Origin of the sequence: Pseudomonas sp. W3I7 (assembly GCF_030816095.1) — a bacterium.
In the GTDB taxonomy this organism is placed as follows: Bacteria; Pseudomonadota; Gammaproteobacteria; order Pseudomonadales; family Pseudomonadaceae; genus Aquipseudomonas; species Aquipseudomonas salomonii.
Genome location: NZ_JAUSXP010000001.1, coordinates 3,286,023 through 3,306,027, shown reverse-complemented (window position 1 = coordinate 3,306,027; position 20,005 = coordinate 3,286,023). Strand labels below are relative to the sequence as shown.

General features: G+C 61.0%; 18 protein-coding genes. 9 read left to right on the top strand and 9 right to left on the bottom strand.

What is annotated here, in order from left to right:
• Nucleotides 1–70: 70 nt before the first annotated feature.
• Both QF043_RS15365 and QF043_RS15360 read right to left on the bottom strand, forming a co-directional pair.
• A complete protein-coding gene (locus tag QF043_RS15365; RefSeq protein WP_307419198.1) occupies nt 71–3,169 on the bottom strand; it encodes an efflux RND transporter permease subunit in 3,099 nt (1,032 codons plus the stop codon).
• 6 nt (nt 3,170–3,175) lie between these two features.
• Nucleotides 3,176–4,330, bottom strand: coding sequence for an efflux RND transporter periplasmic adaptor subunit (locus QF043_RS15360; RefSeq protein ID WP_307419197.1), 1,155 nt, complete (start codon nt 4,328–4,330; stop codon nt 3,176–3,178).
• Between the two features lie 171 nt (nt 4,331–4,501).
• Between QF043_RS15360 and QF043_RS15355 the strand changes: the two genes are divergently transcribed.
• From QF043_RS15355 to QF043_RS15340, 4 genes are all read left to right on the top strand, one after another.
• Entirely contained in the window at nt 4,502–5,203 is a 702-nt protein-coding gene (locus QF043_RS15355) for a response regulator transcription factor (protein WP_017135033.1), read from the top strand.
• A 3-nt stretch (nt 5,204–5,206) separates the two neighbouring features.
• Nucleotides 5,207–6,511 (top strand): ATP-binding protein, encoded by a 1,305-nt coding sequence (locus tag QF043_RS15350; RefSeq protein WP_307419196.1) that lies wholly within the window; start codon nt 5,207–5,209, stop codon nt 6,509–6,511.
• A gap of 59 nt (nt 6,512–6,570) precedes the next feature.
• Nucleotides 6,571–7,350 (top strand): class I SAM-dependent methyltransferase, encoded by a 780-nt coding sequence (locus tag QF043_RS15345; RefSeq protein ID WP_307419195.1) that lies wholly within the window; start codon nt 6,571–6,573, stop codon nt 7,348–7,350.
• 82 nt (nt 7,351–7,432) lie between these two features.
• Nucleotides 7,433–8,218 carry a sulfite exporter TauE/SafE family protein gene (locus QF043_RS15340; protein WP_305459623.1) on the top strand — a complete coding sequence of 262 codons (786 nt, stop codon included), beginning with the start codon at nt 7,433–7,435 and terminating at the stop codon, nt 8,216–8,218.
• 437 nt (nt 8,219–8,655) lie between these two features.
• Here QF043_RS15340 and QF043_RS15335 read toward each other — a convergent pair whose 3' ends face one another.
• Nucleotides 8,656–9,894 (bottom strand): acyl-CoA dehydrogenase family protein, encoded by a 1,239-nt coding sequence (locus QF043_RS15335; protein WP_307419194.1) that lies wholly within the window; start codon nt 9,892–9,894, stop codon nt 8,656–8,658.
• Nucleotides 9,895–10,160: 266 nt separating this feature from the next.
• On the opposite strand from QF043_RS15335, the gene sfnG reads away from it, so the two are divergent.
• Nucleotides 10,161–11,246: a dimethylsulfone monooxygenase SfnG gene (sfnG, locus tag QF043_RS15330; RefSeq protein ID WP_307419193.1), complete on the top strand. Its 1,086-nt coding sequence runs from the start codon at nt 10,161–10,163 to the stop codon at nt 11,244–11,246.
• Here sfnG and QF043_RS15325 read toward each other — a convergent pair.
• The gene (locus tag QF043_RS15325; RefSeq protein WP_307419192.1) at nt 11,230–12,330 is read right to left on the bottom strand and encodes a GNAT family N-acetyltransferase/peptidase C39 family protein; all 1,101 of its coding nucleotides are present in this window, start codon (nt 12,328–12,330) and stop codon (nt 11,230–11,232) included. The two genes, sfnG and QF043_RS15325, sit on opposite strands and share 17 nt — an antisense overlap.
• Nucleotides 12,331–12,424: 94 nt before the next feature.
• On the opposite strand from QF043_RS15325, the gene QF043_RS15320 reads away from it, so the two are divergent.
• Together QF043_RS15320 and QF043_RS15315 are read left to right on the top strand one after the other, a co-directional pair.
• Nucleotides 12,425–14,011 carry a RimK family protein gene (locus QF043_RS15320; RefSeq protein WP_307419191.1) on the top strand — a complete coding sequence of 529 codons (1,587 nt, stop codon included), beginning with the start codon at nt 12,425–12,427 and terminating at the stop codon, nt 14,009–14,011.
• Between the two features lie 6 nt (nt 14,012–14,017).
• Nucleotides 14,018–14,956, top strand: coding sequence for a magnesium transporter CorA family protein (locus QF043_RS15315; protein ID WP_307419190.1), 939 nt, complete (start codon nt 14,018–14,020; stop codon nt 14,954–14,956).
• 361 nt (nt 14,957–15,317) lie between these two features.
• Here QF043_RS15315 and map read toward each other — a convergent pair whose 3' ends face one another.
• Nucleotides 15,318–16,079, bottom strand: coding sequence for a type I methionyl aminopeptidase (gene map, locus QF043_RS15310; protein WP_307419189.1), 762 nt, complete (start codon nt 16,077–16,079; stop codon nt 15,318–15,320).
• Nucleotides 16,079–16,279: a ParD-like family protein gene (locus QF043_RS15305; protein ID WP_017135045.1), complete on the bottom strand. Its 201-nt coding sequence runs from the start codon at nt 16,277–16,279 to the stop codon at nt 16,079–16,081. Before QF043_RS15305 ends, map begins: the two co-directional genes overlap by 1 nt.
• A gap of 275 nt (nt 16,280–16,554) precedes the next feature.
• Here QF043_RS15305 and ilvA point away from each other — a divergent pair, with 275 nt between their 5' ends.
• Nucleotides 16,555–17,577 (top strand): threonine ammonia-lyase, biosynthetic, encoded by a 1,023-nt coding sequence (gene ilvA, locus QF043_RS15300; RefSeq protein WP_307419188.1) that lies wholly within the window; start codon nt 16,555–16,557, stop codon nt 17,575–17,577.
• 224 nt (nt 17,578–17,801) lie between these two features.
• A complete protein-coding gene (locus QF043_RS15295) occupies nt 17,802–18,068 on the top strand; it encodes a DUF1652 domain-containing protein (protein ID WP_307419186.1) in 267 nt (88 codons plus the stop codon).
• Between the two features lie 82 nt (nt 18,069–18,150).
• Here QF043_RS15295 and QF043_RS15290 read toward each other — a convergent pair whose 3' ends face one another.
• The 3 genes from QF043_RS15290 to QF043_RS15280 all read right to left on the bottom strand — a co-directional run bounded on the left by QF043_RS15290 (nt 18,151) and on the right by QF043_RS15280 (nt 19,999).
• A complete protein-coding gene (locus tag QF043_RS15290; protein ID WP_307419185.1) occupies nt 18,151–18,408 on the bottom strand; it encodes a DUF2790 domain-containing protein in 258 nt (85 codons plus the stop codon).
• Nucleotides 18,409–18,699: 291 nt separating this feature from the next.
• Entirely contained in the window at nt 18,700–18,960 is a 261-nt protein-coding gene (locus QF043_RS15285) for a DUF2790 domain-containing protein (protein ID WP_056859278.1), read from the bottom strand.
• Nucleotides 18,961–19,060: 100 nt separating this feature from the next.
• The gene (locus tag QF043_RS15280) at nt 19,061–19,999 is read right to left on the bottom strand and encodes a carbohydrate kinase (RefSeq protein WP_307419184.1); all 939 of its coding nucleotides are present in this window, start codon (nt 19,997–19,999) and stop codon (nt 19,061–19,063) included.
• Nucleotides 20,000–20,005 lie beyond the last annotated feature (6 nt).

The following is a 20,005-nucleotide window of genomic DNA, read 5'->3' as shown; positions in this document are numbered from 1 at the left end:
GCGCATTCAGGCGGACTTGATCATGAACTGCACGGTGCCCGCTCCCACATTTTGACCGAGTTCTGTCGGGTTAATCAGGCTTGCTGCGCCTGCGCACCAGCTTCATCACCACCACAAAAAACACCGGCACAAACACCACCGCCAGCGTCGCGGTGATCATCCCGCCGATCACGCCTGTACCAATTGCCTGCTGGCTCGCCGAGCTGGCGCCGGTGGCAATTGCCAATGGCACCACGCCGAGGATAAACGCCAGGGAGGTCATGATGATCGGCCGCAACCTCAGCCGCGCGGCTTTCAGGGTGGCGTCGATCAGATCCTCACCTTGGTCCACCAGGTCCTTGGCAAACTCGATGATCAGAATCGCGTTCTTCGCCGACAAACCGATGATGGTGATCAAGCCGACCTTGAAGAACACATCATTGGGCATGCCACGCAAGCTCACCGCCAACACGGCGCCGAGCACACCCAGCGGCACCACCAGCAACACCGAGGTCGGTATCGACCAGCTTTCGTACAATGCCGCCAGACACAGGAACACGATCAGCAGCGACAGGCCCAACAGCAACGGCGCCTGGGAGCCGGACAAGCGTTCCTGCAACGACAACCCGGTCCATTCCTGGCCCAGGCCGGCCGGCAATTGGCTGACCAGGCGCTGGATTTCTTCCATGGCCTCACCGGTACTGTGCCCCGGCGCCGCTTCGCCGCTGATGGAAATCGCCGGGTAGCCGTTGTAACGCGTCAACTGCGCCGGGCCTTGGGTCCAGCTGGCTTCAACAAACGATGACAAGGGCACCATCTTGCCGGCGTTATTGCGCACGTTGATCTTCATCAAGTCCGCCACCTGGCTGCGTTGGTCGCCTTCCGCCTGCACCACCACCCGCTGCATGCGGCCCTGGTTGGGGAAGTCGTTGACATAGGCCGAGCCGATGGCCGAGGACAGCACATTGCCCACATCGGCAAACGACACGCCCAGGGCGTTGGCTTGCTTGCGGTCCACTTGCAACTGCACTTGCGGTGCTTCGGCCAAGGCACTTTCGCGCACGTTGGCCAGGATCGGGCTTTTTTCCGCGGCGGCCAGCAACTCGGTGCGCGCCTGCATCAGCGCGGCATGGCCGACGCCACCACGGTCCTGCAAACGGAACTCGAAGCCGCTGGAAGTGCCCAGGCCGTCCACCGGCGGCGGCAGGATCGCGTAGGCAATCGCATCCTTAAGCTCGCTGAACGCTCCGTTGGCACGCTCGGCAATTGCCGAGGCCGAATCTTCGCTGCTGCGCTGCGACCAATCCTTGAGCGTGGTAAAAGCCAGCGCTGCGTTCTGCCCGGAACCGGAGAAGCTGAAGCCCATGATCATGGTGGTATCGCCCACCCCAGGCTCGCCGGCGTTGTGCGCCTCGATCTGCTCGGCGACCTGCACCGTGCGGTTCTTGCTCGCGCCCGGCGGCAGCTGGATATCGGTGATGGTGTAACCCTGGTCTTCCACCGGCAGGAACGAGGAGGGCAGGCGGCTGAACATCCACCCCAGGCCCACCAGCAGCACCAGATAAATCAGCAAGTAGCGGCCGCTGCGCTTGAGGGCATAGGCCACCCAGCCTTCATAGCGGTCGGTCAGGCGCTCAAAACGGTTGTTGAACCAGCCGAAGAAACCGCCTTTGGCATGGTGCTCGCCCTTGGCAATCGGCTTGAGCAAGGTGGCGCACAGCGCCGGCGTCAAGGTCAGGGCCAGGAACGCCGAGAACAGGATCGAGGTGGCCATCGACAGCGAGAACTGCTGGTAGATCACCCCCACAGAACCTGGCATGAACGCCATCGGCAGGAACACCGCCACCAGCACCAACGTGATACCGACGATGGCGCCGGTGATCTGGCCCATGGCTTTTTTCGTTGCGTCCTTGGGCGACAGGCCCTCGGTGGCCATGATGCGCTCGACGTTTTCGACCACCACAATCGCATCGTCCACCAGGATGCCGATCGCCAGCACCATGCCGAACATGGTCAGCACGTTGATCGAGAAACCCAGCAACAGCATGGTGGCGAAAGTGCCCATCAGTGCAATCGGCACCACCAGTGTGGGGATCAAGGTGTAGCGCACGTTCTGCAGGAACAGGAACATCACTGCAAACACCAGCGCCATCGCCTCCAGCAAGGTGTAGACCACCTTGGTGATCGAGACTTTGACGAACGGCGACGTGTCGTACGGGATCTTGTACTCCACGTTGGCCGGGAAGTAGCGCGACAGCTCGTCCATCTTCGCCCGCACCAGGGTCGCGGTGTTCAGCGCGTTGGCGCCGGGCGACAGTTGCACACTGACGGCGGTCGACGGCTTGCCGTTCAGGCGCGTGGAGAACTGGTATTCCTGGCTGCCGACTTCCACCCGCGCCACATCGCCGATGCGCACGGTGGAGCCGTCGGGGTTGGCCTTGAGCACGATGTCGGCAAATTCCGCCGGGGTCGACAACTGGCCCTTGACCAGGATTGCGGCGGTGATTTCCTGGGTCTTGGTGCCCGGCAAATCCCCAATGCTGCCCGCCGAGACCTGGGCGTTCTGCGCGCTGATCGCGGCATTCACGTCAGCCGGCGTCAGGTTGAAACCGATCAGCTTCTGCGGGTCGATCCAGATGCGCATGGCGCGTTCGGCGCCGTACAGCTGGGCCTTGCCCACGCCGTCCAGGCGCTTGAGCTCGTTCATCACGTTGCGCGCCAGGTAATCGCTGAGCGCCACGTCGTCGAGCTTGCCGTCGTTGGAGGTCAGGGTCACCAGCAGCAGGAAGCCGGCGGAGACTTTCTCCACCTGCAAACCTTGCTGGGTCACGGCTTGCGGCAGGCGCGGCTCCACCGCTTTTAGGCGGTTTTGCACATCCACCTGAGCCATTTCCGGGTTGGTGCCCGGCTGGAAGGTTGCGGTAATGGTGGCCGAGCCCAGGCTGCTTTGGGATTCGAAGTACAGCAAGTGATCGGCGCCGTTAAGCTCCTGCTCGATCAGGCTGACCACGCTTTCATCCAGGGTCTGGGCCGAGGCGCCGGGGTACACCGCGTAAATTTCCACCTTGGGCGGCGCGACGTTGGGGTACTGGGCCACCGGCAACTGCGGGATGGCGAGCGCGCCGGCCAGCAGGATAAACAGGGCCACCACCCAGGCGAAAATCGGGCGGTCAATAAAGAACTGCGGCATGGCGGGTTATTCCTTGACTGGCTGGCCGGAGGCGGGGCTGTCATCCACCTCGACTTTTTCACCGGGGCGCGCGTGTTGCAGGCCTTCGACGACGATACGGTCACCGGGCTTGAGGCCGCTGCTGACGATCCAGCGGTCCTCGATCACTGCGCCCAGTTCAACCGGCTGCTGGCTGACGCTCTGCTCGGCGTCCAACAGCAGCACCATCGGGATGCCGGCGCTGTCACGGGTGATGGCGCGTTGCGGCACGCTGATACCTTGCTTGTCCACGGCCTGTTCGAGGCGCACACGCACAAAGCTGCCCGGCAACAGGTCGAGGTCCGGGTTGGGGAACTCGCTGCGCAGGATGATCTGCCCGGTGCCCGGGTCGACGCTGATTTCGGCAAACAGCAACTTGCCCGGCAACGGGTACAGGCTGCCGTCGTCCTGGATCAGCGTGGCCTTGGCCTGGTCCTGGCCGACCTGCTTCAAGCTGCCGGCGCGAAAGGCGCGGCGCAGGTCATTGAGTTCGCGGGTCGACTGGGTGAGGTCGGCGTGGATCGGGTCCAGTTGCTGGATAATGGCCAGCGGCGTGGCCTCGTTCTGGCCGACCAGCGCACCTTCGGTCACCAGCGCACGCCCGATACGCCCGGAAATCGGCGCGGTGACGGTGGCGTAGCCCAGGTTCAACCGGGCACGTTCGACCGCGGCCTTGTTGGCGGCGACTTCGGCGTTGGTCTGGCGCAGGTTGGCGCGGGCATTGTCGTAGTCCTGGCCGCTGATGGCGTTGCCTTCGACCAACTGGCTGTAACGCTGCTCTTGCAGGCGGGCCTGGAACGCGTTGGCCTCGGCCTTGCTCAGGTTGGCCTGGGCGCTGTCCAGGTCGGCCTTGAATGGCGCGGGGTCGATGCGAAACAGCACGTCGCCCTGTTTGACGTCGTGGCCTTCCTTGAACACCCGCTGCATGACCACGCCGGCGACCCGTGCGCGCACTTCGGCAATGCGTGGCGCGGCGATACGCCCGCTCAATTCGCTGGTGATCGACAGGGGCTTGGCTTGCAGGGTTTCGATGCGCACTTTGGCCAGTGGCGTCTCTGGCGCTTCATCGGCCGACTGGCCACAGCCGCTCAGGGCCAGCGTCAGGGCCAGCAGGCAAAACGGCGCAAACAGATTCTTCGACATGCTCATATCCCAATATTGACTGGCGCATCCTAATGACACCTGCGCCGTGGTGCTGTGAAGCTGTGTAGGCCGTGTGTGAAGAAGTGTAAGGTGCGGCGCGCGGCGCGCCGGGGGCGTATATCCTTGCACAATCCTGCAACACACCAACAAACAGTATTATTTGGAAACACCATGCCCAACATCCTCCTGGTGGAAGACGACGCCGCACTCTCCGAGCTGATTGCCAGCTACCTGGAACGCAATGGCTATCACGTCAACGTGCTCAGCCGTGGCGACCATGTGCGCGAAAGGGCACGCCTTAACCCGCCGGACCTGGTGATCCTCGACCTGATGCTGCCCGGCCTCGACGGCTTGCAGGTGTGCCGCCTGCTGCGTGCCGACTCGGCGGGCCTGCCGATTCTGATGCTCACCGCCCGCGATGACAGCCACGATCAGGTGCTGGGCCTGGAGATGGGCGCCGACGACTATGTGACCAAGCCCTGCGAGCCACGTGTGCTGCTCGCCCGTGTACGCACCTTGCTGCGCCGCAGCAGTTTGTCCGAACCGCAGGTGGCCAATGACCAGATCGTCATGGGCAACCTGTGCATCGACCTGTCGGAACGCACCGTAACCTGGCGCGAGCAGGCGGTGGAGCTGTCCAGTGGCGAGTACAACCTGCTGGTGGTACTGGCCCGGCATGCCGGTGAGGTGCTCAGCCGTGACCAGATCCTGCAACGCCTGCGCGGTATCGAGTTCAACGGCACCGACCGCTCGGTGGACGTGGCCATTTCCAAGCTGCGGCGCAAGTTCGACGACCACGCCGGGGAGGCGCGCAAGATCAAGACCGTGTGGGGCAAGGGCTACCTGTTCAGCCGTTCCGAGTGGGAATGCTGATCCATGTTTCGTGTACTGCTGCGCCTCTACCTGGTCACCATCATTACCTTCAGTGCCGCGATCTTCCTGATTCCCAAGTTGGTCATCCAGCTGTTTGAACACCGCTACATGGACTACAACGTCGAACAAACCCGTGGCCTGCAAAAACTTATCGTCAAGCAGTATCTGCGCGCGCCGGTGGAGCGTTGGTCGCATGTGACCGAGCAACTGAACCGGGATTTCGCACCGCTGCAAGTCAAGTTGCTGCTGCGCCAGGACGCCAGCTATACGCCCGAGGAGGAGCAACTGCTGGAGCACGGCAAGCCGGTGATCCGCCTGGGCGAGTGGGGCTGGATGGAAGACATCAGCTCGCCGATCAACCAGCAGTTTGCGGTGAAACTGAGCATCCCGCCGGACCCGCTGGACATGAACCTGTTGTACTGGTCGATGAACGTACTGATCGGCGCGGCCTTGCTCGCCTGCCTGCTGTTCTGGCTGCGCCCGCACTGGCGAGACCTGGAGCGCCTGAAAAGCACCGCCGCGCAATTGGGCCGGGGCAACCTCAGTGAGCGCACGCAGATTCCCGCCAGCTCCAACATCGGCAGCCTGGCGTCGGTGTTCGACACCATGGCCGACGACATCGAACGCCTGCTCAACCAGCAGCGCGACTTGCTCAACGCCGTGTCCCATGAACTGCGCACGCCGCTGACGCGCCTGGACTTCGGCCTGGCCCTGGCGCTGTCCGAAGACTTGCCCCAGGCCAGCCGCGAGCGCCTGCAAAGCCTGGTGGCGCATATTCGCGAGCTGGACGAGCTGGTGCTGGAGTTGCTCTCCTACAGCCGCCTGCAAAACCCGGCGCAGTTGCCGGAGCGGGTCGACGTGGTGCTCGATGAGTTTATCGACAGCGTGCTGGGCAGTGTCGATGACGAACTGGAAAACCCCGAGATCGTCATCGACGTCGCGCTCGACTGCACCGTGGAGCGTTTCAGCCTCGACCCACGCCTCACGGCCCGGGCGTTGCAGAACCTGTTGCGCAATGCCACACGCTATTGCGACAGGCGCATCCAGGTGGGGGTCAAGGTCTGCGCCGACGGCTGTGAAATCTGCGTGGACGACGACGGCATCGGCATTCCGGTGGAACAGCGCGAGCGCATCTTCGAACCCTTTTACCGCCTGGACCGCAGCCGCGATCGCGCCACTGGCGGCTTCGGCCTCGGCCTGGCGATCAGCCGGCGCGCCATGGAAGCCCAGGGCGGCACCTTGACGGCCCTGGCCTCGCCCCTGGGCGGGGCGCGGTTCAGGGTGTGGTTGCCTGCGCAGCTTGATTAGAAAAAACGCCGGGAAGGGCGCACACTGTGTGCCCCGCTTTACCCGAGGAGAGAGTCGCAATGACGGGTGTTCACACGTCTGCTCAACAAGGTTTTTCGACCCAGGCCGCCACCTACGCCCAAGGTCGTCCGGATTATCCCCGCCAACTCACCGGCTGGTTGACCAACACGCTGCTGATCAATGCACAGTCGACCGTGATCGACCTGGGCGCCGGCACCGGCAAGTTCACCCGTTTGCTCAGCACCCTGGCGCCCAGCCTGATTGCCGTCGAACCGGTTGAGGCCATGGGCGCGCAACTGAGCAAACTGTTGCCGGATGTACGCCTGCTCAGCGGCACCGCTGAAGCTATACCGTTGCCGGATGCCAGCGCCGATGCGTTGGTGTGTGCACAAGCCTTCCACTGGTTCGCAACCGAGGCCGCATTGGCCGAGATCCACCGTGTGCTCAAGCCCGATGGGCGCCTGGGGCTGGTGTGGAATGTGCGCGATGAATCGGTGGATTGGGTTGCGGCCATCACCGAAATCATTACCCCCTATGAAGGCGACACGCCGCGTTTTCATACAGGGCGTTGGCGCGAAGCCTTCACGGGTGAGTATTTTTCCGCACCGCAAATGAGCTGTTTTGCCTATCAGCATGTGGGCAGCCCTCAGGAAGTGATCATGGATCGCTTCCTGTCGGTAAGCTTCATCGCGGCGCTACCCGCCGCGCAAAAGGCCACGGTGACCGAGCAATTGCGCGCGCTGATCGACACGCACCCGGCACTGCGTGGGCGCGACACTGTGGCGTTCCCGTATCAGACCCAGGCGTATGTCTGTCATCGTCTGACAGAAAAAGCATAAAGTCAGATCATATTGATATAAGTCGTTATAAGAAAAATCGCTATCCTGCGGCCAGAATTTTATAAGGCCGCGGGTAGTTGTAATGGATGTAGGCAATATTGGTTTTGTAGTCGCTGGCCTGATCGTTGGTTTTATCGTCGGCATGACCGGGGTCGGCGGGGGCTCTTTGATGACGCCGATCCTGTTGTGGTTCGGGATCAACCCGGCCACCGCCGTTGGCACTGACTTGTTATATGCCGCCATCACCAAGTCCGGTGGTGTGCTGGTGCACAGCAAGAACCGCAATATCGATTGGGCCATCACTGGCTGGCTGACCTTGGGCAGTGTGCCGGCGGTGCTGTTGACGCTGTGGTTTTTGGCCAGCCTGCACACCGACCCCAGTGCGATGAATGCGGTGATCAAGCAGGCGCTGGGGTTTGTGCTGCTGCTGACGGCGTTGGCGATCCTGTTCAAGAAAAGCCTGCTGGCTTTCGCCCAGCGGCATGCGGGCGATGATTATCACATGAGCCCGCGTAACCTCAACGCGCTCACGGTGCTCACCGGTGCGATCCTGGGCACCATGGTTGCGTTGACCTCTATCGGCGCGGGTGCCCTCGGGACTGTGGCGCTGTTTATCCTGTATCCGTTCCTGGCCACGCGGCGTCTGGTCGGCACCGAGATCGCCCACGCCGTGCCGCTGACCCTGGTGGCGGGCCTGGGGCATGCCAGCATGGGCAATATGGACTGGCACTTGCTGGGCTTTTTGCTGATGGGGTCGTTGCCGGGGATTTACCTGGGCAGCCACATGACCGGCAAAGTCCCGGACGGCGTGTTGCGACCGTGTCTGGCGGTTATGTTGATGGCCATTGGGTATAAGCTCGCGTTCTAAACGCTACACCGGTCAAGTGTGGGAGCTGGCTTGCCTGCGATGGCGGTTTGGGCTGTGTACATATCCATTTCTGCGGTAACGGCGGCTTAGGGTTCCGCCCTGACGGCGGGTCACTTTTGTAAAGACACAAAAGTAACCAAAAAGTCTTCGCCCCAAATCACTGTCAGATTCCGGCCATCGTGTTTGACGGGGCGATTTCAGATCAAGATCAAGATCAAAAGCGCAGATCAAAAGACCGCTGACTTCGTCATCGAAAAGGATGTAAGGGCCAGAGCAACAGCAACAGCAACAGCAACAGCAACAGCAACAGCAACAGCAACAGCAGAGCCATACTCGGTCAACTGTGGGAGCGGGCTTGCTCGCGAATACGGTCGGTCAGTTACAGATGAGTTGACTGACCCACTGCATTGGCGAGCAAGCCCCACAGGTAGTCCGCATCAGGCTTTTACGGGTCCATTCCCGATCTGCCACACAAACGGCGGCTCGGTTTCATTGATCACCCAATCCCCCACAATCCGCGCCTTGTAGATCACCGGGTTATGCGACGACACAGTCCGCGCATTGCGCCAATGGCGATCAAGGGATTTACCCTGGCGCACATCCGACGCCCCCAGCGCATTGAACAGCTCACTGGTAGCACGCTGGATCAGCTCCGACACCACCACCTGCGCTGTCGCCGATTCAATCTCGGCAGCCACGTTCGCCTCACGCTCAGCCAGCGCATCCCCGGCAAATCGTGCCAAGTAAGCCCGTTGCGCCGGCACCGCAGCTTTCAACGCACTGGCCTCGGCGGCATACACCAGGGCGGCCACTTCGCCCACCACTTGCTGAACCTGCGCGTCCTGGCTGACATGCGCCGCATTGCCATGGCTGTAGATGCGTTTGCGGCTGCGCACCTGCTGCGCCACGTCGCTGAGCGCCGCACGGCCGATGCCGGCCAGGCTCGCCAGCAGCACCAATTGGTAAAACGCGGTCTGGTATTTGAAGCGGGTAGCAAAGTCGATCACGTTGTCGGCCTCAACCACCGCATCGGTAAATCGCGTGGTGCCGCTGCCCGTGGTGCGCTGGCCGAACCCGTCCCAGTCATCACGTTGCACCACGCCAGGCTGGCGCGTGCGGGTGGCGGCGATCACGTCGGCGCCGGTGTCGCTGCGCTGGGCGTACACGTCGATCCAGTCCGAGAAAATGCTTCCGGTGCTGTAGAACTTTTCGCCGTTGAGCTTCCAGTTGTCGCCATCCGGGCTGACCTGAGTGACCACATCGCCGATCGCCACGTTACCGATTTCGGTCCAGGCGCAGCCGACGATATCGCCGTCGACAAAACGCTTGAACCACAGGTCGCGACCCGCGCCAGGTGGCGCGTTCAGGCGGTCCTCGGCAAAGGCGAAGTGCCCGCGCAGCGCCTGGGGCACATTGGAGTCGGCCGCCGCCAGTTCGATCAGCAGCTCAAACAATTGCGGCAGGGACGCGCCGCCGCCACCGTATTCCACCGGCACCCGCACCGCGCCAAACCCTGCGTGTTTGAGCCACTCAATCGGCTCATAGGGCAGGGCGCGCGCCTGTTCACGCGCCACGGCACCTTCGGCGATGCGCTGGAAGATCGGCCGAAAGCGCGCGGCAAGTGTGGGGTAATCGACGCCGATGGACAGCGGGTTGATGACATGTTGCTCGGTCATGGGATACGGCTCCTGGGCAGTGATCAATGCTTAGCGGATTGCACAGTTCGTGCCGGGCGGCGCAGCCCGCATTTGCTGGGGCTGGAGCCCAACTGCTGTTGCTCCAGCAACAGTCAATCGACAAATCAAGGCCCTGCGCGACATTCGCCCGCTTGGTAATCACCACCGCGATACGCGCCACAACGCCCATGGGGTGGTGCTTTGATGCGGTCTGGCACGCTTGCTGCTCAAGCCTGGTTACATCCTTTCCTGCGAGGTACTGCCAGATGAGTCAGCAAGCCGTGAAATTTGCCTATTGGGTACCCAACGTCAGCGGTGGGCTGGTGGTCAGCAAGATCGAACAGCGCACTCACTGGGGCATTGACTACAACCGCAAGCTTGCGCAGTTGGCCGAGGCGGCCGGCTTCGAATATGGCCTGACGCAAATTCGCTTCACCGCCGGTTACGGCGCCGACAACCAGCATGAGTCCGTCGCGTTCAGCCATGCGTTGCTGGCGGCGACCACCACGCTCAAGGTGATCGCGGCGATCCTGCCTGGCCCTTGGCAGCCGGCGTTGGCAGCCAAACAACTGGCGACCATCGACCAGCTCACCAACGGGCGCATCGCGGTGAATATCGTCAGTGGCTGGTTCAAGGGCGAATTCCAGGCCATCGGCGAGCCCTGGCTGGAACACGACGAACGTTATCGCCGCTCCGAGGAGTTTATCCGCGCCCTCAAAGGCATCTGGAGCCAGGACGATTTCACGTTCAAGGGTGACTTCTACCGCTTCAACAATTACAGCCTCAAACCCAAGCCACTCGGCCAGCCGGAAGTGTTCCAGGGCGGCAGCTCACGGGCGGCGCGGGACATGGCGGCACGCGTGTCGGACTGGTACTTCACCAACGGCAACACGCCCGAAGGCATCAAGGCCCAGGTTGACGACATCCGCACCAAGGCCGCGGCCAATCACCATTCGGTGAAGGTGGGGGTAAACGCCTTTGTGATCGCCCGCGACACCGAAGAAGAAGCCCGCGCCGTGCTCGCCGAAATCATCGACAAGGCCGACCCCGAGGCGGTGAATGCGTTTGGCGATGCGGCCAAACAGGCGGGCAAGGCCTCACCGGAAGGCGAGGGCAACTGGGCCAAGTCCAGCTTCGAGGACCTGGTGCAATACAACGACGGCTTCAAGACCAACCTGATTGGCACGCCGCAGCAGATCGCCGAGCGCATTGTCGCGCTCAAGGCTGTGGGCGTGGACCTGATATTGGCCGGCTTCCTGCACTTTCAGGAGGAAGTCGAATACTTCGGCCAGCGCGTCCTGCCACTGGTGCGCGAGCTGGAAGCCAAGGCCGGGGTCAAGCAGGTGGCTTGAACAGCACCACCGCCGCGCGCAATTGGTTGCTGCCAAAACGACACATGCGCTCGAACTCTCCATGGCTGACCGGCAGATGCTGGCAGTCCAGGGGCTGGCGATGCTGGCTGTGGTCCACATCGGGGTCGTGCAGGTAGACGAACTCTTCGTCGCAGTCGGTGACCATCACCCAGTGCGGCGACTTGGAACGGGTGAGGCGGTAGCTGCTGATCAGCACCAGCGGCTGCCCGCCGGCGTGCAAGACCTGGGGTAAATCCAGGGCGCCGCCGAGTATCTGTTCGACGTCGCTGCCGGCCAATTCCTCTTCAAACGCTTCGTGCACTAAGCGCATCACGTCCTTTTTGTGCGGGTCGCGCACGCCATCGAGAAACAACGGCCCGCGTACATTCACCTGCATACGCACCCGAAAACCCCGGCGCCAGGCCGCCAAAGCCAAGCCTTGCGGGCTGCAGCCGCCGTGGCCGGCGGTCATGAACACGGTGGTGGCTTCACGCCAGATCTGCAGTTCTTCGCGCCGCCCGGCCACCCGCCCTGGCAGCAACGCACCCATGGCCATCAGCAGGCACGCGGCGCCACAGGTGAAGTCGGTGGTCTGCTGGTAATACGGCACGCTCTGGGGGCGTGCGACCTGGTGCTGGAGGATGCGTTTTTCCAGGCGAATAGCGGCGGTGTGATCTTCGTAATAGTCATTGATCAGCGCAAAGCGGCGATAGCCATTGCGCTCGTACAGCGCCAGGGCACCGGGGTTGTCGGTGCGCACTTCCAGACGCAGGTAGGCGCAGTCATGTTCCAGGGCGCAGGCCTCGATGCGCGTCAGCAACTGCTTGCCCAAGCCCATGCCGCGCGCGTGCTCGGCGATGGCGATGGAGTACAGGCGCGCCAGCGAGGTGCCGCGATGGAACAACACCAGTGCATAACCGAGCAAGTGCGCGTCGTTTTCCGCCACCAGTAACTGGCCATGGGCACGGTTGATCATCCACTGGAAACTGCGCGGCGAGAGCCGGTCGGTGGTGAAACAGTGCTGTTCCAGCGCGACCAGTTCGGGCACATCAGCGGGTATTGCAACGCGAAAGGAAAGAGCCATATGACCGCCGTAAAAGTTGCGTAACGAAACGGGACTTCTCTAAAAGATCGTGCTTAATAGAAAAGGTCGAGTTCTCTAAAGCGGATCAAATATTATGTCAGCGGTACAAGGTCATTGGCGTGAAGTATCCGAGCAAAACGTCGCGGCGACAATAACTTCCAACGGTTATTTATCGGTCGCGAGCAAAGGGTCCAGTCAAGTGGTGATCATTGTCGAACGCAAGGAAGATTGGGCCTCCTACTTTCCCAGCGAAGACATCGTGACGGCGCAGGAATACCTTGAGCAAACCCGTGAAAGCGAGACGGGCAAGCGTGTGCAGGTCATCAACCTGTGCCGCAGCTACAAGTACCTGGGGCACGGCTACTACTGCTCGTTGCTGGCCGAAGCGCGCGGGCACAAGGTGATTCCGTCGGTGCGCACCATCAGTGAACTGACTAAAAAGTCGCTGTATGGCTTGTCGCTGGACCACCTGGATAAAACCCTCGATAAAGCCTTGAGCCATCACCTTTACAGCAATACCGAAGGCTTTACCCTGACACTTTATTTTGGCCGAACCAATATAGAGCCGCTGCAAGAGTTGGCCCGCCAGTTATTTGAAACCTTTCCGTGCCCGATCTTGTTAGTTGAGTTTCGCAAACACAATGGCTGGCACATCGACGGGGTCAAGTCCGGCGTGTTGCACAAGTTGCGCGATGACCAGGAAGACCAGTTCGCCCACGCCCTCGACAACTTCAGCCGCAAGATCTGGCGCCAGCCGCGCTCACGCCGCTTGGCGCGGTATGACCTGGCGATTCTTCACGACCCGCAGGAACAACTGCCGCCGTCCAATGCCCGTGCTTTGGAAAACTTTGTGCGGGTCGGCAAGGGCCTGGGCATCGATGTGGAGCTGATTGAGCGCAAGGATTATTCACGCGTGGCCGAGTACGACGCCTTGCTGATCCGCGAGACCACCAGTGTCGACAACCACACTTACCGCTTCGCCAAAAAAGCCGAAAGCGAAGGCCTGGTGGTGATGGACGACCCGGCGTCGATCCTGCGCTGTACCAACAAGGTCTACCTCACTGACCTGCTCAACAGCCATCAACTGGGCATGCCCGCCACCGAGATTCTCTACAAGGAGCGACCGGAGGACTTCGAACGGGTTGGCGAGCGCCTGGGCTTCCCGTTGGTGTTGAAGATCCCCGACGGTTGCTTCTCGCGCGGCGTGATCAAGGTGGAAAGCCAGGAAGCTCTGCTCAAGGCTACCGCCGAGTTGTTCGAACATTCGGTGCTGTTGCTGGCCCAGGAGTTTTTCTACACCGAGTACGACTGGCGCATTGGCGTGCTCAACCGCAAGCCGATCTTTGCCTGTCAGTACTTCATGTCCAAAGGCCATTGGCAGATTTATAACCACAAGGCCATCGGCCAGGACATCAACGGCGAATGCCGCACGCTGGCGGTCCACGAAGCGCCCAAGGCGGTGGTGGAACTGGCGGTGAAAACCGCCAACCTGATCGGCGATGGCCTTTATGGCGTCGACCTCAAACAGTCCGGCGACAAAGTGGTGGTGATCGAGGTCAACGACAACCCGAACATGGACGCCGGTATCGAAGATGCCTATTTGCAAGACGACCTGTATGCGCTGGTGCTGGAGGAGTTCGTACGGCGGCTGGAGTTGAAACGCCAGGGCCAGGGCTGGTGACGCGCGATGATCCAGCGCTTTGAACTGGCCGAGGGAAAACTGTGCAAAGCGGACAAGGACGACGCTGCAATCATGCTGTTCAACAACCCGGACGCGGCCGAACGCGAGTGGCTGCGCGAGCAGCACAAGCTCGACGAACACGCCCTGGCCTCGGCGCTGGACCCGGATGAAGTCTCACGCATCGAGTTTCACCCCGATAACCTGTTCCTGATCTGGAAACGCCCGGAGAATTACTCGGGCGGCGGCAGCCTGATGTTCGAAGTGGCCTCCTGCGGGCTGTTGTTTTCGCCTGGCCGCTTGCTGGTGATCGCCACGGATGACACCCCGTTGTCCGGGCTCGGCGCACGCCGGCCGTTGCATACGCCACTGGATGTGTTGCTTGATCTGCTGCTTAACAACATTCACCACTACCTGGGTCACCTCAAGGTAATCAAGCTGGTGGCGCGGGAGTTGCAGCAACAGTTCAACGCGTCGATGAGCAACCAGCACCTGATGCAGATGTTCAACCTCAGTGAGAGTTTGATCTATTACATCAACGCGCTGCACAGCAATGGCGCGGTGTTGTCGCGGTTGCGCAACCACGCGGAAAAGGAGCATTTCAGCGCCGAAGTGCTGGGCTTGATCGATGACCTGATCATTGAGAACCACCAGTGCTACAAGCAGGCGGAGATCTACTCCAACGTGTTTTCCGGGCTGATCGATGCTCGCGGCAACCTGATGAATAACAGCATGAACAACCTGTTGCGCAAGCTGACGTTGATCAACGTGGTGTTTCTGCCGCTCAACCTGATTGCCAGCGTGGGCGGGATGTCGGAGTTCAGCATGATGACGGCGGGCACGCCGTGGTGGGTGTCGTACCCGTTGTTGATGGTGGCAATGGGAGTGGGGGCGGGGTTGATGGTGTTCGGGCTCAAGCGCATAGCCGGCGGCGCCAGTCGCGCGTGAACCCACTGCAGCTTGTGGGAGCTGACAGGTAAGGTGGCCAAATTCCTCTGTGGCGAGCGGGCTTGCCCCGCGTTGGGCGGCGAAGCAGCCCCACACCAGACGCTGAGTTCTTTCATGAAACATCCTGTGCCTTAACTGGGGCTGCTGCGCAGCCCAACGCGGGGCAAGCCCTGATGCCAGTCAGTTAAGCGAACGAAATGCTCAAAGCAGCGAAGATCAAATGTGGGAGCGGGCTTGCCCGCGAAGACGTCGGCCCAGCAAACATTGATGTTGACTGACCCACCGCTTTCGCGAGCAAGCCCGCTCCCACAGGGGATCTGCGCTTAACTGACTGGCATTAGGGCAAGCCAGCTTCCACAGGTTATGCGTCGGCGTGCGGTTGCAGTGTCAGCACCTCAAAGCCGCCCGCCGTCACCGCCACGGTGTGTTCCCACTGCGCCGACAGGCTGTTGTCCTTGGTCACCACCGTCCAGCCATCCTTGAGGTCGCGCACCTTGGCGCTGCCCTGGTTGAGCATCGGCTCGATGGTAAACACCATGCCTTCGCGCAGTTCCAGCCCGGTGCCGGGGCGGCCGAAGTGCAGCACTTGGGGCTCCTCGTGCATCTGTCGGCCGATGCCGTGGCCGCAATACTCACGCACGACGCTGTAGCCGCTGGCTTGCGCATGGCTCTGGATCGCATGGCCGATATCGCCCAGGCGGGCGCCGGGGCGAACCTGGCGAATGCCCGCCCACATGGCTTCGAAGGTCTGTTCCACCAGGCGCCGGGCCTTGGGCGCCACGTTGCCGATCATGTACATCTTGCTGGAGTCAGCGATAAAGCCGCCTTTTTCCAGAGTGATATCGATGTTGATGATGTCGCCGTCTTTCAACACCTCCTTGGCGCTGGGCATGCCATGGCACACCACTTCGTTGATCGAGGTGTTGATGCAAAAGGGGTAGTCGTATTGCCCAAGGCTCGCCGGGCGGGCGTTGAGGTCGTTGCGGATGAAGGCCTCGACGGCGCTGTCCAGCTCCAGGGTCGAGCGCCCGGCAGCGACAAAACCGTCGAGCATGCTGAACACCTGGGCCAGCAGGCGCCCGGATTCGCGCATCACCGCCAGTTGTGCGGGAGTCTTGATCATCAGCCGCGCCCTCGGATCAGGTCGGGTTTGTCCAGCAACAGCTTGTTGATCAGCTCGTTGTAGGGCAGGTGCGGGTTGAGTTCGGCCAGCAGGCCGATCTTGATCCAGAACTCGGCCTGGGCATTGATGGAGCGGTCCATGGCGGCGCTGGCCAGGCGTAACTGTTCGTGCAATTGGTCGGTGATCTTGACGATGCCCATGGTGTTCACTGTATTAGATGGATATACAAAGCGTATACGTTTCGTATATCGCTCGTAAACCCCAACCGGCTAAATGGCGACAGGCCATTGACTTGCCCAACCACCGCCGGTTAATTTCTTTGCATGACATTTCAAGCCTTGCGCCGCCAGCCGAGCATTATTATTACCGCCATTCCTCATTTGGCGGGATAGCACACGGCTGCACCCCAACCCGCCCTAGAGGCGGGTTTTGTTTTTCCGACTCCTGGGCAGCACACCAACACCAGGAGACGCCCATGAGTACCCACCGCGCCGCGCAAACCGCCACTACCGGGCTGCTTGAGCACTACGTGAAAAAGATCCTCGCCGCCCCGGTCTACGACGTGGCAGTGCGCACGCCCTTGCAACCGGCGCCTGCGCTGTCGGCGCTACTGGGCAATCAGGTGCTGCTCAAACGGGAAGATTTGCAGCCGACGTTTTCCTTCAAGATCCGTGGCGCCTACAACAAGCTGGTGCAACTCGGCGATAAGCACAAAGCCTGTGGCGTGGTGACCGCCTCGGCGGGTAATCATGCGCAGGGCGTGGCGCTGGCGGCGCGTGAGCTGGGGATCAAGGCCAGCATCGTCATGCCGTGCAGCACGCCGGAATTGAAGGTGCTGGGCGTGCGTTCCCGGGGCGCCGAAGCAGTGTTGCATGGCGAAAGCTTTCCGTTTGCCCTGGCCCACGCGCTGCAATTGGCCCAAGCAACGGGTTGCACCTTTGTTTCGCCGTTCGATGACCCCGATGTGATCGCCGGCCAAGGCACTGTGGCCATGGAAATACTGCGTCAGCAACAAGGCCCGCTGCACGCGATCTTCGTACCGGTGGGCGGCGGCGGTCTGATCGCCGGGATTGCCGCCTATGTCAAATACCTGCGGCCCGAGGTGCGCATCGTCGGGGTCGAACCCGAGGGCTCGAGTTGCCTGCTGGCCGCCTTGCGCGCCGGGGAAAGAGTGGTGCTGCCCAGTGTCGACGGGTTTGCCGATGGCACTGCCGTGGCACAGATCGGCGCCTTTGGCTTTGAGATCTGCCGCGATTGGGTCGATGAAGTGATCACCGTCAGCAATGACCAACTGTGCAGCGCCATCAAGCTGATCTACGACGATACGCGCTCCATCACCGAGCCTTCCGGCGCACTGGCGGTGGCGGGCATTTGCAAGTACGTCAGCCAAAACGGCGTGCGCGGGCAGACCCTGGTGGCGGTGAATTCCGGGGCCAATATCAACTTTGATAGTTTGCGACATGTTGCAGAGAGAGTCGCGGCGCAATGTTTAATTTAGTGCATAAACGTTTAATCGACGCGGTTCGACGACGATACTGGCTACACAAACCGCCTTATATAACGGGTCGTTGCGCTTATGAGGAAAAGTTACAACAAGAACGGTTTTTGCCGAGTAGGCTTATTGACTGTAAGCGTCTGCCAAGGTCGGTAAGACGTGGCGGGCTTGCACCTGCCGGACACACAAAAAATCTGTTGGCAGTCTCAAGAAAGGAGAGGTTGGCCATGCTTTCGGAACTGGAACTACGCAGCATTATTGAAGGAAGTTTCCTGCCCAAGCGGTGTGAATGCACCAAAGCCGAAGACGCCTCGTTGACGATCAAGGTTTATGACGACCGCGACCGTGACCGGGTAGATTTGGAAGTCAAAGGTATCAACGCGGAAAAACTCGACAGCAGTCGAGCCATTTGCAACCTGATCTGCGGGTTGCGCGAGGACCTCAAGCACACCCAGGCGCCTGCTCAGCAAAGAGTGGCGGGGCGCGGCTACTAGTCAGCCAAGTGTTTGGGAGTGATTCACCTACGACCTGTGGGCCTGGTAATCGCCAGGCCCAATGCGGTTTCTTTTGCTGTCTTCAGTTCTGAAACAAGCACGCTTCGGACATCTTCGGATAACTCACGTTCTGCACCTCACCCGCCGTGTCCACGAATTTGATAGTTGCCGTTATGACTTGGCATTCGTTGGTCTGCGGTTCTTTCATCGCAATCACTTTTTGGATATCCATGGGCATACCATACTCATAGGGCACAGCGCTGGACGCAGCCTGAGCCAACCCCGCAGCGGTGGCCAGCGTCAGGGCGCTGCTCAGGAAGAACAAGGTTTGCAGTTTCATTGTGTGTCTCTGTCAGTGATTCGGTGCATCGATGTGATGAACCGGCGGCCAGCCTGTTGAGGCGAGCGAGCGCACTGTCGTCTGCGGGTATTAACGATGGATTAATTGCGCGAGTCGCAGATAAAACCTACAGGGCTTTAGGTTTTATCTTGCGGGATGTTAGAAGTTGCCTACCTGTTTGCAGGGTTTTGCGCGGGTTTTGCCGAAGTCGCACGGCTGGCCCGGCCTTGTCACAGGGCCGGGCGGCGGCGCAGAGGGTGAAACAGCAGCTCGCCAGGCGCCATGTACCCATCAATTCTGAAAATCACAGGCTTCGGACATTTTCCGATAGCCCACGTCTTCGATTTTGCCGGCTTTGTCCACGAATTTGATATCGGCATTGATCACCTTGCACGCGTCGGTGTCTTCCTCGTGCATGGCGATCACTTTGTCGATGTTCAACGGCGTGCCGTATTGATAAGGCACGGGCTTGGCGGCGGTGTCGGCTTGGGCCATGCCCGATACTGCTGCAAGGGCCAGGGTGGCGGTGAATAACAATGTACGCAGTTTCATGAGGGTGCTCCGCAAGTGAGTTCAATTTCACTCTCGGCTTGCGGGATTAACCATCGATTAATTTTGCCTTGGCTGACAAAACCTTCATGAAACCCAGGCTTCAGCCCAACTGCTGGCGATACGGCAGGTCCGGCCCGGTCTTGCTGCAGGTCAGCGCGGCGGCGCGGATGGCGAAGCCGAGCATGCTGTCGATCTGCGCGCGCGTCAGCTGTTGCAGGCCGTCAATCGAATCCAGCTGCTGCTCGGTCAGCCAGGCAATCAACGCAGCCTGGAAGGTGTCGCCGGCGCCCACCGTGTCGGCCATCACCACCTTGACCGCAGGCTGCGACCAGCTGCCGTGCTGGCGGCTGAATACTGTCGCGCCATCACCGCCACGGGTGAGGAATACCAACTGGCAACGGTGTTGCAACCAGCCTTGCAGCACGCTCTCGGGCGACTGGTCGGGGTAGAGCAGGTGCAGGTCTTCGTCGCTGACCTTGATCAGGTCGGCATGTTTAACCAGTTCGGCCACGCGCTCACGCCACAGCTGGATATCCGGCTGCGGGTTGAGCCGCACATTGGGGTCCAGGCTGATCAGGCGTTTGCCGCTTTCGCGCTTGACCAGGCTCAGCAGGGTGTCGCCAATCGGCTGCACCACCAGGGAGAAGGAGCCGATATGCAGGCCACGAATCTCATCGCCCAACGTCGGCAGATGCTCAAGGGTCAATTGCCGATCAGCGCAGCCTTCGCCGCGAAAGCTGTACTGCGGTGAGCCGTTGGCGCCCACGGCAACCATCGCCAGGGTAGTCGGCGCGGCGAACTCAAGCAGAAACTGCTGGCTGACGCCTTCGTCCTTGAGCACTTGCTGCAAGCGCTGGCCAAGGAAGTCGTTGGACACGCCACCCAACAGCGCGGACTCAATGCCCAGGCGGCGCAAGCCCACGGCCACATTGAACGGCGAACCGCCGGCAATGGCCTTGTAATTAACCCTGGAAGCCTGCCCGCTGGCCTCTTCTTCGCTGAAAAAATCAAACAGTGCTTCGCCACACACCAGATACATAGTCGT